We start from the raw sequence: 14,593 nt of genomic DNA on the forward strand, positions 1-14,593 counted from the left end.
CCCCAAGGGAACTAATTCTTACGAGGAAGAACAAACCCATTGATTGACAATGCCAAGAGCGGATACATGTACTATCTGGCAGTCAGTCGACCGCTCAAAGTGTTGTCGTTACGCGTTTCATATTGTGGGTATTCCTTAGGTTAAAGCTTAAACAGATTCGATAGCGCAACGCAAATATAATCAAGCAAGGAGAGTGCGCCTGGCTGTTAAGCGTGTAATTCGGCGGCAACCCCATTCATCTGCCCATACGGCAACTTGTCCAGCAGTCGTCCTTTGCTGCAAGACTAACTTTCTGGAGGATCCATGGATTGGACTCTTCCGCCCTTTGCGCTGGCACAGCCCATTCAATGGAATGCGCTGTTACTGTTCGGCAGCTTGCTGCTGTTCGGGCTGGTGGGCGGTCATATCGTAACAAAAAACCCTTGGTTTCCACGCATCACCGGTTACTTGATCGTCGGCTTTTTGCTAGGCGTCGGCGGACTCGATTTGTTGTCCGGCGACGTGCTCAAACTGGCGAATATTTTTGCCGACATGGCGATGGCGCTGGTGGTATATCAGCTGGGGCGCTACGTCGATATCGGCTGGCTGCGCCGGGAAAAATGGCTGCTGGCGACGGTCGTCCTGAGCGCCGTATTGTGTTTCGGGTTCGTCAGCGGCGCATTGATCTGGTTTGGCACTTCCAAGGTACTGGCATTGCTGGGCGGTGTGCTGGCCATTGCCACTGCGCCTGCGGTAGTCATGGTGGTAGTGCGCGACCTCAAGGCGGAAGGCCAGGTGACGCGTCGCCTGGTCGCCATGACGGCGCTGAATAATTTTGTTGCGCTGCTGGCCGCCTATGCCTTGCTGCCGGTAGTCGCACATGAAAGCGCCACTCCGTTCGGTACGCTGCTGGCGCATACCTTTTATTCACTGTGCGGCTCACTGATATTGGCGTATCTGACTTATCGCCTGATGATCCCGCTGGCGCGCTTGCTTGGACGCCAGCCGAGCCGTCAGTTTGTGCTGGTGATCGCCGTCATTACGCTGGCGATAGGCGCCGCGCATGCACTGCAATTGCCTATATTGCTTACCATGCTGATCTTCGCCATCATGTCGAAGAACCTTGATCATCAGTATGACCTGATGGAGCTTGAGTTTGGCGTCGCCAATGAATTGTTCATCGTGATGTTGTTTATCACGATAGGCGCTTCGATCCGCTTGTCCGACCTGTCGATGGTGGGCGCCTCGGTTGCCGTACTCATCGCGGCGCGCTTTCTCGCCATGGCTTGCGGGGTCTTTGCGTTTGCGCATTTTGCCAAGATGAAATGGAAACAGGCGGCGCTCATTACCTTGGGAACCTTACCCATGACGGAGGCTGGATTAGGATTGATGCAAACGGCCGCCTATCTCTATCCGAGCACCACTGCAGATGTCTTGCCGCTGCTGGCCGGTTGCCTGATTGTGCTGGAATTGCTGGGACCGATAGCGACCCAGTTTGCCTTGATCAAATCTGGAGAAAGCGGACGCGAATGATGGATAAGGCCATGAATGAAAATACCGAAGGCGGCGCCAAAGACGGGAACAGGCAATCCGAAGCAGCAAAAATGGAGAGCCTGCCTTTCACCAGTTCCAACCCATTCACGATGGGAATCGAACTCGAACTGCAACTGGTAAATCGCCGCAACTACAACCTGGCCAGCGACGCCGTTGATCTGCTGACCTGGATCGAACCGCGCGACCTGCAAAAACAGATCAAGCTGGAAATGACGCAAGGCATGATCGAGCTGAATTCAGACGTGCACACCCGGGTCGACCATCTGATCGAGGAACTGAAAGGACTGCGCGCTGCGCTGAACCGGGGCGCGCAATATCTGAATATCGATGTCTCCGGCGGCGGTGCGCACCCCTTCCAGCACTGGAACGAACAACGGATTACTCCTAGCGAGCGCTTCCATCATCTGCATGAAAAATACGGTTATCTGGCAAAGACGTTCACCGTCTTCGGCCAGCATATCCATATCGGCGTGCCAAACGGCGACGACGCGCTCTACCTGACGCATGCGTTTTCGCGCTTCGTACCGCATTTCATTGCGCTCTCGGCGGCCTCGCCGTTTTATCAAGGTGCGGACACCAAATTCGAATCGTCGCGCAGCAACGTGGTGCGCGCATTTCCGCTGTCAGGAACTGCGCCGACGCTGACCCGATGGACTGACTTTGAATCGTATTACGATGAATTGCTGCGCATGGGGATCATCGGCAGCATGAAGGATTTTTACTGGGACATCCGGCCCAAGCCGGAATACGGCACGGTTGAAATCCGCGTTTGCGACACGCCGCTGACGATAGAGCACGCTGCACACCTGGGATGCTATGCGCAATTGCTGGCGCGCTGGATTTTGACGGAACGACCGTTTGTCATCACCAACGATTTTTATCTGCTGTACCAATACAATCGCTTCGAAGCCAGCCGTTACGGCCTGAACGGTTCCATGGCATTGCATGGCAACAACCCGGCCGACTCGTCAAAATTACCGATCTACCAGCATCTGCTGGACCATCTGCAGGACTTGCAGCGGTATACTCAGAACGAAGCGGAGCAACTGACCATCAAGCGCTTGCGCCACATGGCAGAAGACCGTCTCAGCGATGCCAGCTGGCTCAGACAGACATTTACCCAACGCGGTTCGCTCAATGACATGATGCGCCTGTCGTCGGAACTATGGATGGGGCAAGAGCCGCCGCCATATTTCCAGTAACGTGGTTTTCAATATCATTTCCATAAAAATCGATGCAAAAACAATTTGATGTCGCCGTCATCGGCGCCGGCGCCGCGGGCATGATGTGCGCTGCAGTAGCCGGGCAACGCGGGAAAAAAGTCGTCCTCATCGATCACGCCACCAAGCTGGCGGAAAAAATCCGCATTTCGGGCGGCGGCCGCTGCAACTTCACCAACATCAACGCCGGACCGCAAAATTTTCTGTCGCAGAACCCGCATTTTTGCAAAAGCGCCCTGTCGCGCTACACGCCGCAGGATTTCCTTGGCTTGATGAAGCGCTACCGGATTGGCTATCACGAAAAGCACAAAGGGCAATTGTTCTGCGACGATTCCTCGGAGCAGGTGATCGCCATGCTGAAAGCAGAGTGCGATCTGGGCAATGTCAGCTGGCGCATGCCTTGCAGCGTTGCCAACGTGGGCAAGAGCGGCGATCTGTTCCGGATAGACAGCAGCGCCGGAGAAATACTTGCGAGCAATGTCGTCATTGCTACCGGCGGCTTGTCCATTCCCAAAATTGGCGCCACCGATTTCGCTTATCGCATCGCGCGTCAATTTGATTTGGACGTGATCGAACCTCAGCCCGCCCTGGTGCCCCTGACTTTCGATGCAACAGCCTGGCAGCCATTTTTGCCGCTGGCCGGCATTGCCTTGCCGGTTGAAGTGGAAACCGGCGCTAAGAAAACCCGCGGCGAATTCAAGGAAGACTTGCTGTTCACGCATCGCGGGCTATCGGGGCCGGCGATCCTGCAGATTTCCAGCTTTTGGAAGGCTGGCACCCCCCTGTCATTGAATCTTCTGCCTGAAATCGACGTCGTCAGCACTTTAATTGACGGCAAAACCTCAGTTAAAAAGAATCTTGGCAACGTCTTTGCACAATGGCTGCCGACACGGCTGGCGCACGGCATCATCGAGGCCAACCAACTGGATCCGGCGGCGCGCCTGGCGGACATGCCGGACCGCCTGCTGCGAAATTTGGGGGATGCGATCAATCGCTGGACCATCTTGCCCAACGGCTCTGAAGGATATCGCAAAGCCGAAGTTACCCTGGGTGGCATCGACACCAGGGAACTATCGCAGCAGAACATGATGTCCAAGAAGGTCAACGGTTTGTATTTCATCGGCGAGGCAGTTGACGTCACCGGATGGCTGGGCGGCTATAACTTTCAATGGGCCTGGGCCTCGGCTACTGCGGCAGGATTAACAATCTAACCATGAAAATGGACATCCGGAGCCTCGCAAGCAGTAAAATCACCGCTAAATATCAATACAGTTAATAAAACCCATTAAAGATAATACTTTCCCATGCCCAATAATTTTTCGCCCCGTACTGACGCAACACAACTCGAAGATACCGAACAGATTGATCTGGCCGCAATATGGGGCAGCTTCAAACGCCATTGGCTGGTTTTGCTGGGATGCATCATTGTCGCCCTGATCGCTGCAATCGCATTCAAATTCGCCGTACAACCCCAATGGCAGGCAGCGGCGACCATACAAATTGGTCAATTGCCAGTCAATCCGACGACCTTGATCGAACCTACTGCACAAGCCGCCGAGCGCTTCAAGCAGCGCCAACTGCAAGATCAGGCATTGGCTGCGATCGGTCTTCCTTTAGATGAAGACCGTGACGACCGTACCCGTCTTTTCCGCAAAACACTTAAAGCTACTCCCGGGAAAAACACCGATTTTGTGGATATCAACGTTGCCGGCTTTTCCCCGACAGACGCCAAAAACAACTTGAACTCGGCGGTACAAGCACTGATAAATGCGCATAACGTACGCTTGACGCCAATGGTGAAAAACCTGAATGATCGCCTTGGAGTCAATACGCGCGAAATGCTGCAGGCAACAACCGAGAAAGCCCGCATGGAAGCCAATCTCAAGAATGCATCAAGTTCCTCCGCCGGCGCCAGATTTGAGCCAAGTGTGGTGGCTATTAATGTGCTGGCAAAACAGGATGAGTTGATACGCGCCCTGACAAGCGAACAAGCCGCCTTGGTGGATCTTCGCACCAAAACCGACAGTTTCCCGACCATGTTGGTGGACGCCATTTTCGTGCCGGTAAAACCTTACTTCCCGAAACTTTCGATATTTCTCGCCATCGGACTGATTCTTGGAGCGATAGCAGGTGCTGCAATTGCCCTCTTTTTAGATCGCAATCGCCCTAAAATATCGCCGTAGGCGCTGTAAATGATGTTGCAAAATAAGCGGCAAGATTAAAACATCGCGGGATAAGACTTCCATTTATTGGTTTTCCCCGCTATAATCTCGTTCTTCCCTACACAAACTTGGTTTGAATTTACATGACCACAATTCGTCTTAAAGAAAATGAGCCCTTCGAAGTTGCGATGCGTCGCTTCAAGCGCACTATTGAAAAAACAGGTCTGCTGACTGAGTTGCGTGCACGTGAATTTTACGAAAAGCCAACTGCAGAGCGCAAGCGCAAGCTGGCAGCTGCTGTAAAACGTCATTACAAGCGCATTCGCAGCCAGCAATTGCCGAAAAAACTGTACTAATATTTGTACTAATTCTTCACCGCATACAAATCTTGATGCGGCTGACTGAATCGCGTTACAAACCCGCTCCGGTGTTGCTCCGCAGCGGGTTTTGCCGTTTTTCACACCATCAACGGCAGCGTTACACGGCCGCCATCGTCATCGAGTATTTTTGTTTTTCTGATTTCAGATGAAAACACCACCGAATGGAGAACCGCATGGGCTTGAAAGAACAGATCACCGAAGACATGAAGGCCGCGATGCGTGCCAAAGAGACCGCAAAACTGGGCACCATCCGCCTGATCACCGCGGCAATCAAGCAAAAAGAAGTCGATGAGCGCATCGAATTGGGCGACACCCATGTGCTCGCCATCATTGAAAAGATGATCAAGCAACGCAAAGACTCGATCAGCCAGTTTGAAGCCGGCGGCCGCCAGGATCTGGCCGATATCGAAAAAGCCGAACTGCTTATCCTCGCCAACTACATGCCGGCAGGCCTGACAGATGCGGAAATCCAGGTCGAGGTGGCGGCCGCCGTCACGGCCAGCGGCGCCGCCGGCCCGCAGGACATGGGCAAGGTCATGGCCATCTTGAAGCCTAAGCTGGCCGGCCGCGCCGACATGACTGCGGTCTCGGCGCTGGTGAAAGTCGCATTGACTAAAGCCTGATCGCTTGATTGTCCGATAAACACGCCAACAGACCGCCCGCCGTCAAGTCTACGTGATCCCTCAATCCTTCATTCAAGACCTGCTCAACCGCGTCGACATTGTCGATGTGGTGGGCAAGTACGTGCAATTGAAAAAAGGCGGCGCAAACCTGATGGGCCTGTGCCCTTTCCACAACGAAAAATCGCCTAGTTTCACGGTGAGTCCGACCAAACAGTTTTACCATTGCTTTGGATGCGGCGCGCATGGCACGGCGATCGGCTTTCTGATCGAATATTCCGGCCTTGGCTTCGTGGAAGCAGTGAAAGACCTGGCGCAAGGCGTCGGCATGACGGTGCCGGATAACGACGACAAGATCCCGCCGGCACAACGCGCCGAATACCAGGCAAAAAGCCTGGCCCTGTCGGATGCAATGAGCGCTGCCTGCGATTTTTATCGGCAGCATTTGCGCACTGCACCACATGCTGTCGACTATTTGAAGCGACGCGGCCTGACTGGCGAGGTTGCAGCAAAGTTCGGGCTAGGTTATTCCCCGGACAACTGGGATAGCTTACGCCAGGTGTTCCCTGACTATGAAGTGACCGCCTTGGTCGAATCCGGCCTGGTGATCGACCGCACTGACGAAGAAGGCAACAATCGCAAGCGCTATGACCGCTTTCGCGATCGCATCATGTTTCCCATACGCAATACCAAAGGGCAAGTTATCGGTTTTGGCGGCCGCGTATTGGATGGCGGTGAACCGAAGTACTTGAATTCGCCGGAAACACCCTTATTTCAGAAGGGTAACGAGCTATATGGTTTGTTCGAAGCGCGCCAGGCCATCCGCGACGCGGGTTACGTGCTGGTAACCGAAGGCTATATGGACGTGGTGGCGTTGGCTCAGCTCGGGTTCCCGCAGGCAGTGGCCACATTGGGCACCGCCTGCACACCGACCCATGTGCATAAATTGCTGCGCCAGACTGATCATGTAGTCTTCAGTTTCGATGGCGATCGCGCCGGTCGCAAAGCGGCGCGGCGTGCTTTGGATGCCTGCCTGCCCCATGCGACCGACAATAAAGTCATCAAATTCCTGTTTCTGCCGCAGGAACACGATCCGGACAGTTTTGTGCGGGAAATGGGAGCGGAGGCATTCGAGCGCCAGATTCATGACGCCATGCCGTTATCGCAATTTTTACTGAACGAGGTCACGACCGAAGCCGATTTGAACACGTCCGAAGGACGGGCGCGGGCGCAATACGACGCCAAGCCATTGTTGCAATTGATGCCACCCTCGTCATTGAGGCTGCAGATAGTGCGCGGCCTGGCGCAGCTGACGCAATCGACGCCCAATGAAATCGAGTCCTTGTTCGAACTGGCCAAGCCGATCGCTACCGCGCGCCGCGCCCCACCGCGCAGCAACCGGCCGGCGCCAGTCGGGCTGGAACGGCAAATCATCCGTTTGCTGGTCGCCCACCCGGCGTTCGCCTCGGAACTGGATGATGCGGCGCTGGATGCGGTGGCGCACTTTGCGCCGGATCGCGCAGAAATGCTGGCACGCCTGATCAGCGCAAGTCATGCGATGGGCGAACAAGCCAATTTTGCAACGTTGGCTGAACATTTACGCGAAGGCGGCGAGGATTTCGAATCGTTGATTGCAGAAATTGCAGCAGAATCGGAATCCGAAACCGAAGCAGCGCGATTAGAACTGGCGGGCGCAATTCGCCAGACTAAAATGAAGATATTGAAAGACGAACTCGATCAGTTGGCGGCAACCGGACTTGGCAATGAAGAAGCGCGCAATCGCTATCGGGAATTGATGCAAAAACAGGAACAGTTGCGGCGCGAGGCTGAAGCGGAAATGAATTTGCGTTAAAAATTTGCTTAAAATATAAGCGGAGCTATGCAAAAGAGGGGAATCCGGCAGCACAATGCGGCCGCTTCCATTGGAGGAAAGGCCCTCCGTATGCTATAATTAAAGGCTTTAGATTCAACACCTTAGGCATAGCCAAATTGGGCGTTGAATTGATAGTAGCACCAGATTGATTTAGATGGATAGGACGTAACGAGGAAAGAACCGGCGCTCAGGTGATTCTGTCAGCGATTCAGGCTTATCAAAATTCAACGGACAGAGTACAGGCAGCTGCTGCAAGCAAATCAGTGTAACCAATTGGTATTTGATTCCATGGCGAATGCAATGAAGAGACCAGCGAAACCCCTGACACTTTCTGTAAAAGATACGAAGCCGGCAGCGGCTAAGGCCAAAACAAGCAGCTCTTCCTCAAGCGCGAAATCCACCGTTAAAAAGACGGCAGCTGCACCCAAAACGGCAGTCAAGCCCGTTAGCAAGAAGGTAGTTTCTAAAGCAACTGCAACGACCACGAATGCATCAAGAGCTGTTGCAAAACCAGTATCTGTGAAATCGAAAGCCCCTGTGACAAACAAGAAACCTCAACTCAAAGTCGTCAAATCATCCAAAAACGCAGCGGCGGCTCCAGTAAAAGCCGACGTCAGCGTGATGATTGGATCAGGCGTAAGTCAAACCACGGATGCCGCAACACTGGCGGCGATTGATACTTCCGGCTATATCTTGCCGTCGGTGAAGGTACCGGGACGTCGTGGTCGCAAGCCAAAAGAATTCCAGCCGGAAAACGACGAAGTCGCGGCACTCAATGCCGTCGAGCGCGCGGAACTGAAAGCGGTCGACAAGGCCAAGGCGAAAGATCGCAAAGCCAAAGAGAAGGCCTTGCTGAAAGACGCCTTCTCGTCCGACACCGAAGCTAGCGAAGAAGAACTCGAAGCCCGCCGTCAAAAGCTCAAGACCCTGATCAAGATGGGTAAAGAGCGCGGCTTCCTGACCTTCGCCGAAATCAACGATCACCTGCCTGAAAACATTATCGATCCGGAAGCCATCGAAGGCATCATCGGTACTTTCAGCGACATGGGTATCGCCGTTTCCGAACAAGCGCCAGACGCAGAGACTTTGCTGCTGTCCGATAACGTTGCCACCGTCGCCAGCGACGACGATGCGGAGGCTGCGGCGGAAGCTGCGCTGTCTACCGTCGATTCAGACTTCGGCCGCACCACCGATCCGGTCCGCATGTATATGCGTGAAATGGGTTCGGTCGAACTGTTGACACGCGAAGGCGAAATTGAAATCGCCAAGCGTATCGAAGACGGTTTGAAGGACATGATCCAGGCAATTTCCGCCTGCCCGACAACCATCGCAGAGATTTTGCTGGCTGCCGACAAGATCGGCAAGGACGAGATCAAGATTGACGAAATCGTCGATGGCCTGGTCGATCCCAATCAGACTGACGAAGCCGCAACCGCCAGTGCAGCAGTAGCCGCCACCGACGACGACAGCGAAGAAGACGAAGAAGAGGAAGAAGAAGCCGAGGAAGAAGATGACGCCAGCTCGACCTCTGGCGCTGCCGGCTTCTCGGCCGAACAACTTGAACAATTGAAACGCGATGCGCTCGGCAAGTTCGAGATCATCTCGACGCAATTCGACAAGATGCGCAAAGCTTTCGAAAAAGAAGGCTACAACTCGAAGCCTTACGTCAAAGCGCAGGAAATCATCTCGAATGAATTGCTGGGGATTCGCTTTACCGCCAAAGTCGTCGAAAAATTGTGCGACACCCTGCGCGGCCAAGTCGATGAAGTGCGTCAGATCGAGCGCCAGATCCTCGATGTCGCGGTGAACAAGTGCGGCATGCCACGTCCGCATTTCATCAAGGTTTTCCCCGGCAACGAAACCAATCTTGATTGGGTCGACGGCGAAGTCAACGGCAACCATGCATACAGCACCGTGCTCAGCCGTAACGTACCAGCAGTGAAAGAGCTGCAGCAACGCCTGATCGACTTGCAAGCGCGCGTCGTGCTGCCATTGCCGGATCTGCGCGGCATCAACAAGAAGATGGGCGCCGGCGAGAAGAAAGCGCGCATGGCTAAGCGCGAGATGACCGAAGCCAACTTGCGGCTGGTGATCTCGATCGCGAAAAAATACACCAACCGCGGCCTGCAATTCCTGGATCTGATCCAGGAAGGCAATATCGGCTTGATGAAAGCGGTCGACAAGTTCGAATATCGTCGCGGCTATAAATTCTCGACCTATGCGACCTGGTGGATCCGTCAGGCCATCACGCGTTCGATCGCCGATCAGGCCCGCACCATCCGTATTCCGGTGCACATGATCGAAACGATCAACAAGATGAACCGCATCTCCCGCCAGATCCTGCAGGAAACCGGCGCCGAGCCGGATCCGGCGACTCTCGCGATCAAGATGGAAATGCCGGAAGATAAAATCCGCAAGATCATGAAGATCGCCAAAGAGCCGATTTCGATGGAAACACCGATTGGCGACGACGACGATTCCCACTTGGGCGACTTCATCGAGGATAACAACACGCTGGCGCCAGCGGATGCGGCTTTGCACGCATCGATGCGCGGTGTGGTGAAAGATATCCTGGATTCGCTGACCCCACGTGAAGCGAAGGTATTGCGGATGCGTTTCGGAATTGAAATGTCGACCGACCATACATTGGAGGAAGTCGGCAAGCAATTCGACGTGACACGCGAGCGGATTCGGCAAATAGAAGCTAAAGCGCTGCGCAAGCTGCGCCATCCATCGCGTTCCGACAAACTGAAGAGCTTCCTCGAAGGTAATTAAGATTATCGGTGAATCATTCAGTGTTTTTGAATGATTCACGATAATTCGACTACCTTTCACTCAGGTATTTTTCTATAATACGGGATTGATTTTAAGATGCTGTAGCGCGGTTAAGCGGATATGCCTTCCGCAGACACCGTGAGCACGACAACTACAGCGCCCTGAGGAATTGGGCCCCTAGCTCATGCTTGGTTAGAGCAGCGGACTCATAATCCGTTGGTGCCCAGTTCGACTCTGGGGGGGCCCACCATATAAAACAAAGGGTTACGTTCACACGTAACCCTTTGTCATTTCTAAAGGCTCAACGAAGGGTCAACAGAGATTTAGTTGCGCCAACGGATTCAGGCGTTTTGTCTCTTGCAAATGGTCCGGCGAAAGATGAGCGTAACGTAACGTCATCGTCAAACTATGACGCCCCAAGATTTTCTGCAAAGCGAGAATATTGCCACCGTTCATAATGAAGTAGCTGGCAAATGTATGCCGAAGCACATGAGTCAACTGCCCTTTGGGCAATATCAATTTCGCGATCTTTACGCCATCTCTAAAAGCCTCATAAGCGGCCTGGAACAACCGCTCTCCTTCACCGTATTCTGTATGGTGCGGCACCTGGCCGAACCGTTGCCGACGCCGGAATACACCGACGATTTCTGGATGCTGTATGCAGGGGATTCATTGATCGCTGAATGGTTTACGCCGAAGGATCCGCAATGACGGAAAATCTGCGCGCCGTTGAGGCGTGGGTTGGCGGGCTGCTGGCCAGGCTGCAGCCGGCGCAACGCCGCGCGTTAAATCGCAAGGTCGCCCAGGATCTCCGGCGCAGCCAGGCGCAACGCATCGCCGTCAGCACACGCCGGATGGAGCGACGTACACGGCGCGCAAGAAGCGCAAGGATCTGCACGGGAAGAAGGACAGAATAAAGCGCCAAAATGCCGCCATGTTTGAGAAGCTGCGCATGACGAAGAATCTCAAAACTCAACAGGACGAAAAACGGATAACGGTCGGTTTCTTTGGCAGGGTCGCCCGCATCGCGCGAGTGCACCAGGAGGGATTGAAAGATAAGGTGTCGAAAAAAGGGCCGGAACATCAGTATCCGGCCCAGCCATTGCTTGGTTTCAGTGCCACGGATCAGGCATTGATCCGGGACTCACTGTTGCGCCATTTGAACATGTTTTAATGCCGCCTGAATGTGCAATCAAAATATGATATCAAACCATTTGACATGATATCAAAATACGCTATCATCAACGCATGAAATCCAAGCACAGAAAAACACTGCTAGCGGTATTTACCAAGCCAACTTTACCGGGAATCGTCTTTGCCGACCTCGAAGCGTTGCTTATATCAGTTGGCGGCGAAGTGCGCGAGGGCGAAGGCTCGCGCGTGGTGTTTGAGTTGAACGGGAAGCGCCTTTATCCACACCGTCCGCACCCTGGCAAAGAAGCAAAACGTTATCAAGTTGAGGAACTCCGAGAGTTGTTGACGTCACAAGGAATCACACCATGAACAACACTATGACCTACAGCGGCTATACCGCCCGTATTGAATACGATCCACGCGACAGCATTTTTGTTGGGCGCGTTCTCGGCATCATCGACAGCATCAGTTTCCACGGTGAAACGGTTGCAGAATTGACGGCTGATTTTCATCAAGCAGTCGATCATTATCTTGCCGATTGCAAAGCTACCGGACGCCAGCCGGGAAAACCGGCGTCCGGCAAGCTCATGCTGCGCATACCGCCAGAAGTGCATGCCGCCGCCGCCATCGCGGCCCAGGCATCAGGCAAGAGTTTGAACCAGTGGGCCAGTGAAGCATTGGAGCATGCTGCACACGCTTAATCCTTCATCGCTTTTAACCCAGCGCTGGCAACATCCCAATAATGCTGTGACAACTCGCAGCCGAGGCAACCAAGGTTGCAGATCCCTTCTGCCGGCACGGTGGCGTGGTCGGTGTTAGCGCACCGACCGCGTCGCCGCGTCTAAGTCTGCACTTTCTCACGCGCGCACGTACAGTGAAATATCGACAGAATTGATAAGCAGCTTATCAACCCTCTGCTTGATGCATTAGCGGCGGCAACGCGGCAACATGCCATGCATGACCGCCGACCTCTCCACCGATCTTTCCGAATTGCTGCGCTTAATCCTGAACATGATTCGGGTCGGCTCTGTGGTCGATATCGATTACGACGCACAGCGTGTGCGGGTCTCCGATGCCCCCTCATCTAACTTCGGGTAGCGAGTGATACTGAATTGATACGAGCTAGCTTCAGAGCTAGTATTGACGGGAGAAATGTCCCCTTGAACTAACGGATGGGGCCGCATCCGCAACAGCTTTACGGATGCTTATTTGTACTAGCTCGCTTGCATCAGGAGGAAGGCGTTCATTTCATTCAGATTCGACCCGACATTCGCTGCACTGCGACGGGCCGCACCCGACCCGTTGCTGTCATTCAGGTTTCCCGATACCGGACGCTCAATGCTGAACTAACCAGCGTCATTAGGTGCCAGTGTTGAATGTCGAGTTAAATCGCATTCACTTTCCCATTTTTATCTTCTTATTTTTCATGGTTCTTGATAACGGTATACGTGCAATTACATCGAGATTTTAGCTCTGCTACCAGGTCGTCATAGCCAAGTAAGTTACTCCATATGCCAATTCGCGTCCCCAAGTTTGTCACCAAAATCATTCTTGGGCTTCCTTCGTTTCTTATGTCATGGATTTCTGCGATGGAAGAATAGCTAATCTCTCTTCGGCCTTTTATTCCAAAGTACAAATTCGTTTCGCCAAGTCGTACCTCGTACGACGAAAAGACAAGGCCGCACAATATCGCGCAGAATCCGATGAAAGCTGGAACAACTGCATCGTCCCCTTGACCTTGGTAATGTGGCTCCTTTAGGAGCCAAAACAATGCCATGCAACTTGAAATTAACGTTACCGCAATCAAGGTGTAAGTAAGAGTCTTTTCCATCCTAAATTTGAGGCCACCGTCCCGATGCTTCGCTCGCTCTCGATTCGCCAATAGTGAAACTAACGACAGGCAAATCGCAACTACCGCTGCTGTTGCACTAATCATGCTCATCGTAGTTCCTTAACCGTAGTGGAAGGCAATTGACGAATGTTGCCACAAAATAACTGGTAAAACGGCATCGAATTGGTGGGATATATGAAGGACCGCTACTGGCCGAAAGCCGGCTGTCGCCTCGCTACCCGTTGCGGTAAGTCGCGCGTCGCGTCTGCGGAACTCTATTAGTGGATATTTTTTTTTATGAAGACACGAAGAATCACGCTACAAATTCCCCAAAAGAAAGCCAAAATGAGAATCACCGCAATATCGAATTGAAGATCTGGAGATGCTTCTTTTATAAAAGGAAAGGCAACAAATGGCATAACGATGGTTCCGATTGCCCACGCGATAAATTGCTTCCATTCAATGCTGTTGCGATCATATTTTCTAAATAACATTGCTCTGGCCTCAAATAAAATTGGTCACAATTTTGGTTGCCAAAGCATTGGCAATTGCTTTGGAATGCTCCGGCGTAATCATTTTGTTTTCCTTGAAAATGGCGACTTCACGGCGATAATATAGCGAAAAACACTCTCGGCTCGAAGGTCTCCTTTTGGCCCAGACTGTGTAAAAACGGATCCAATCGGGATCCGGCTTCAAATATAACGTAACTTTCTTGTTTTTCGAGTAAACGAAATAAGCCTTGCCGTGTCCTAGCGATATCTCGTCATATTTCGGGTGATCGATATGGGGCGCTTCATCGAAGGCAGGGGCCGGGCACAAGGCATATTGCTTCCAGAGCAGCTGGACGACTACGTTACAGAGAGCAACCCGGTACGGGTGGTCGACGTCTTCGTTGACGAACTGGATCTGGATAAAATGGGATTTGATGGTGTCAATCCCGCAGAAACCGGACGGCCTGCGTATCACCCCTCTGTACTCCTTAAAATCTACATTTACGGTTACCTCAATCGCATTCAATCGAGCCGGCGTCTTGAACGGGAAGTGCAGCGCAATGTGGAACTGATG

Annotated in this window: 18 protein-coding genes and 1 tRNA gene; 16 read left to right on the forward strand and 3 right to left on the reverse strand. The window is 53.0% G+C overall.

Translation table 11 applies throughout. The annotated features are described in order from the left end of the window. Positions 1-303: 303 nt before the first annotated feature. From BLV81_RS18580 to dnaG, 7 genes are all read left to right on the forward strand, one after another. A complete protein-coding gene (locus BLV81_RS18580; RefSeq protein ID WP_092359022.1) occupies positions 304-1,512 on the forward strand; it encodes a cation:proton antiporter in 1,209 nt (402 codons plus the stop codon). Between the two features lie 71 nt (positions 1,513-1,583). After that, a complete protein-coding gene (locus tag BLV81_RS18585) occupies positions 1,584-2,735 on the forward strand; it encodes a YbdK family carboxylate-amine ligase (protein WP_092359055.1) in 1,152 nt (383 codons plus the stop codon). Positions 2,736-2,767: 32 nt separating this feature from the next. Continuing rightward, entirely contained in the window at positions 2,768-3,964 is a 1,197-nt protein-coding gene (locus BLV81_RS18590; protein WP_092359024.1) for a BaiN/RdsA family NAD(P)/FAD-dependent oxidoreductase, read from the forward strand. Positions 3,965-4,057: 93 nt separating this feature from the next. Further along, on the forward strand, positions 4,058-4,936 hold the full coding sequence (locus tag BLV81_RS18595) for a Wzz/FepE/Etk N-terminal domain-containing protein (RefSeq protein ID WP_092359026.1): 879 nt from the start codon (positions 4,058-4,060) through the stop codon (positions 4,934-4,936). Positions 4,937-5,058: 122 nt separating this feature from the next. Continuing rightward, positions 5,059-5,271: a 30S ribosomal protein S21 gene (gene rpsU, locus BLV81_RS18600; RefSeq protein WP_005665410.1), complete on the forward strand. Its 213-nt coding sequence runs from the start codon at positions 5,059-5,061 to the stop codon at positions 5,269-5,271. Positions 5,272-5,468: 197 nt separating this feature from the next. Next, positions 5,469-5,918: a GatB/YqeY domain-containing protein gene (locus tag BLV81_RS18605; RefSeq protein WP_092359028.1), complete on the forward strand. Its 450-nt coding sequence runs from the start codon at positions 5,469-5,471 to the stop codon at positions 5,916-5,918. Between the two features lie 52 nt (positions 5,919-5,970). Further along, entirely contained in the window at positions 5,971-7,767 is a 1,797-nt protein-coding gene (gene dnaG, locus BLV81_RS18610; RefSeq protein WP_092359030.1) for a DNA primase, read from the forward strand. Positions 7,768-8,048: 281 nt separating this feature from the next. On the opposite strand, the gene BLV81_RS18615 is transcribed toward dnaG, so the two are convergent. Next, entirely contained in the window at positions 8,049-8,336 is a 288-nt protein-coding gene (locus BLV81_RS18615; protein ID WP_143036374.1) for a hypothetical protein, read from the reverse strand. Between BLV81_RS18615 and rpoD the strand changes: the two genes are divergently transcribed. Next, the gene (gene rpoD / locus BLV81_RS18620) at positions 8,326-10,563 is read left to right on the forward strand and encodes an RNA polymerase sigma factor RpoD (protein ID WP_092359034.1); all 2,238 of its coding nucleotides are present in this window, start codon (positions 8,326-8,328) and stop codon (positions 10,561-10,563) included. The genes BLV81_RS18615 and rpoD overlap by 11 nt on opposite strands. A 171-nt stretch (positions 10,564-10,734) precedes the next feature. Next, a tRNA-Ile gene (locus BLV81_RS18625) sits at positions 10,735-10,813 on the forward strand. 62 nt (positions 10,814-10,875) lie between these two features. Here the strand turns inward: BLV81_RS18625 and BLV81_RS18630 are convergent. Next, positions 10,876-11,019: a hypothetical protein gene (locus BLV81_RS18630; RefSeq protein ID WP_369823900.1), complete on the reverse strand. Its 144-nt coding sequence runs from the start codon at positions 11,017-11,019 to the stop codon at positions 10,876-10,878. On the opposite strand from BLV81_RS18630, the gene BLV81_RS24455 reads away from it, so the two are divergent. From BLV81_RS24455 to BLV81_RS23970, 6 genes are all read left to right on the forward strand, one after another. Then, positions 10,972-11,274 carry a hypothetical protein gene (locus BLV81_RS24455; protein WP_369823902.1) on the forward strand — a complete coding sequence of 101 codons (303 nt, stop codon included), beginning with the start codon at positions 10,972-10,974 and terminating at the stop codon, positions 11,272-11,274. The genes BLV81_RS18630 and BLV81_RS24455 overlap by 48 nt on opposite strands. Beyond that, positions 11,271-11,480 (forward strand): phage virion morphogenesis protein, encoded by a 210-nt coding sequence (locus BLV81_RS24460; protein WP_369823903.1) that lies wholly within the window; start codon positions 11,271-11,273, stop codon positions 11,478-11,480. The genes BLV81_RS24455 and BLV81_RS24460 overlap by 4 nt, the downstream gene beginning before the upstream one ends. Next, positions 11,456-11,737, forward strand: coding sequence for a phage virion morphogenesis protein (locus BLV81_RS24465; protein WP_369823901.1), 282 nt, complete (start codon positions 11,456-11,458; stop codon positions 11,735-11,737). The genes BLV81_RS24460 and BLV81_RS24465 overlap by 25 nt, the downstream gene beginning before the upstream one ends. 74 nt (positions 11,738-11,811) lie before the next feature. Further along, positions 11,812-12,066: a type II toxin-antitoxin system HicA family toxin gene (locus tag BLV81_RS18640; protein WP_092359038.1), complete on the forward strand. Its 255-nt coding sequence runs from the start codon at positions 11,812-11,814 to the stop codon at positions 12,064-12,066. Further along, positions 12,063-12,398 (forward strand): type II toxin-antitoxin system HicB family antitoxin, encoded by a 336-nt coding sequence (locus tag BLV81_RS18645; protein ID WP_092359040.1) that lies wholly within the window; start codon positions 12,063-12,065, stop codon positions 12,396-12,398. The genes BLV81_RS18640 and BLV81_RS18645 overlap by 4 nt, the downstream gene beginning before the upstream one ends. 247 nt (positions 12,399-12,645) lie before the next feature. Beyond that, positions 12,646-12,795, forward strand: a complete 150-nt coding sequence (locus tag BLV81_RS23970) for a hypothetical protein (RefSeq protein ID WP_176992892.1) — start codon at positions 12,646-12,648, stop codon at positions 12,793-12,795. A gap of 1,011 nt (positions 12,796-13,806) precedes the next feature. Here BLV81_RS23970 and BLV81_RS18655 read toward each other — a convergent pair. After that, positions 13,807-14,022, reverse strand: coding sequence for a hypothetical protein (locus BLV81_RS18655; RefSeq protein WP_092359043.1), 216 nt, complete (start codon positions 14,020-14,022; stop codon positions 13,807-13,809). A 289-nt stretch (positions 14,023-14,311) separates the two neighbouring features. Here BLV81_RS18655 and BLV81_RS18660 point away from each other — a divergent pair. Beyond that, a partial coding sequence (locus BLV81_RS18660) for a transposase (protein ID WP_143036375.1) occupies positions 14,312-14,593 on the forward strand: 282 nt, incomplete at its 3' end.

The sequence above is a fragment of the Collimonas sp. OK242 genome, from assembly GCF_900107095.1.
GTDB lineage: Bacteria > Pseudomonadota > Gammaproteobacteria > Burkholderiales > Burkholderiaceae_D > Collimonas.

What these genes read in the sequence shown, in the direction of transcription:
- BLV81_RS18595 (WP_092359026.1), top strand. Translation starts at nt 4,058, where the DNA reads ATGCCCAATAATTTTTCGCCCCGTACTGACGCAACACAACTCGAAGAT.
- BLV81_RS24455 (WP_369823902.1), top strand. Translation starts at nt 10,972, where the DNA reads ATGACGCCCCAAGATTTTCTGCAAAGCGAGAATATTGCCACCGTTCAT.
- BLV81_RS18585 (WP_092359055.1), top strand. Translation starts at nt 1,584, where the DNA reads ATGGAGAGCCTGCCTTTCACCAGTTCCAACCCATTCACGATGGGAATC.
- BLV81_RS24460 (WP_369823903.1), top strand. Translation starts at nt 11,271, where the DNA reads ATGACGGAAAATCTGCGCGCCGTTGAGGCGTGGGTTGGCGGGCTGCTG.
- BLV81_RS18645 (WP_092359040.1), top strand. Translation starts at nt 12,063, where the DNA reads ATGAACAACACTATGACCTACAGCGGCTATACCGCCCGTATTGAATAC.
- BLV81_RS18580 (WP_092359022.1), top strand. Translation starts at nt 304, where the DNA reads ATGGATTGGACTCTTCCGCCCTTTGCGCTGGCACAGCCCATTCAATGG.
- BLV81_RS18590 (WP_092359024.1), top strand. Translation starts at nt 2,768, where the DNA reads ATGCAAAAACAATTTGATGTCGCCGTCATCGGCGCCGGCGCCGCGGGC.
- BLV81_RS18640 (WP_092359038.1), top strand. Translation starts at nt 11,812, where the DNA reads ATGAAATCCAAGCACAGAAAAACACTGCTAGCGGTATTTACCAAGCCA.
- BLV81_RS18630 (WP_369823900.1), bottom strand. Translation starts at nt 11,019, where the DNA reads ATGAACGGTGGCAATATTCTCGCTTTGCAGAAAATCTTGGGGCGTCAT.
- rpsU (WP_005665410.1), top strand. Translation starts at nt 5,059, where the DNA reads ATGACCACAATTCGTCTTAAAGAAAATGAGCCCTTCGAAGTTGCGATG.
- BLV81_RS18605 (WP_092359028.1), top strand. Translation starts at nt 5,469, where the DNA reads ATGGGCTTGAAAGAACAGATCACCGAAGACATGAAGGCCGCGATGCGT.
- BLV81_RS23970 (WP_176992892.1), top strand. Translation starts at nt 12,646, where the DNA reads ATGCCATGCATGACCGCCGACCTCTCCACCGATCTTTCCGAATTGCTG.
- BLV81_RS18655 (WP_092359043.1), bottom strand. Translation starts at nt 14,022, where the DNA reads ATGTTATTTAGAAAATATGATCGCAACAGCATTGAATGGAAGCAATTT.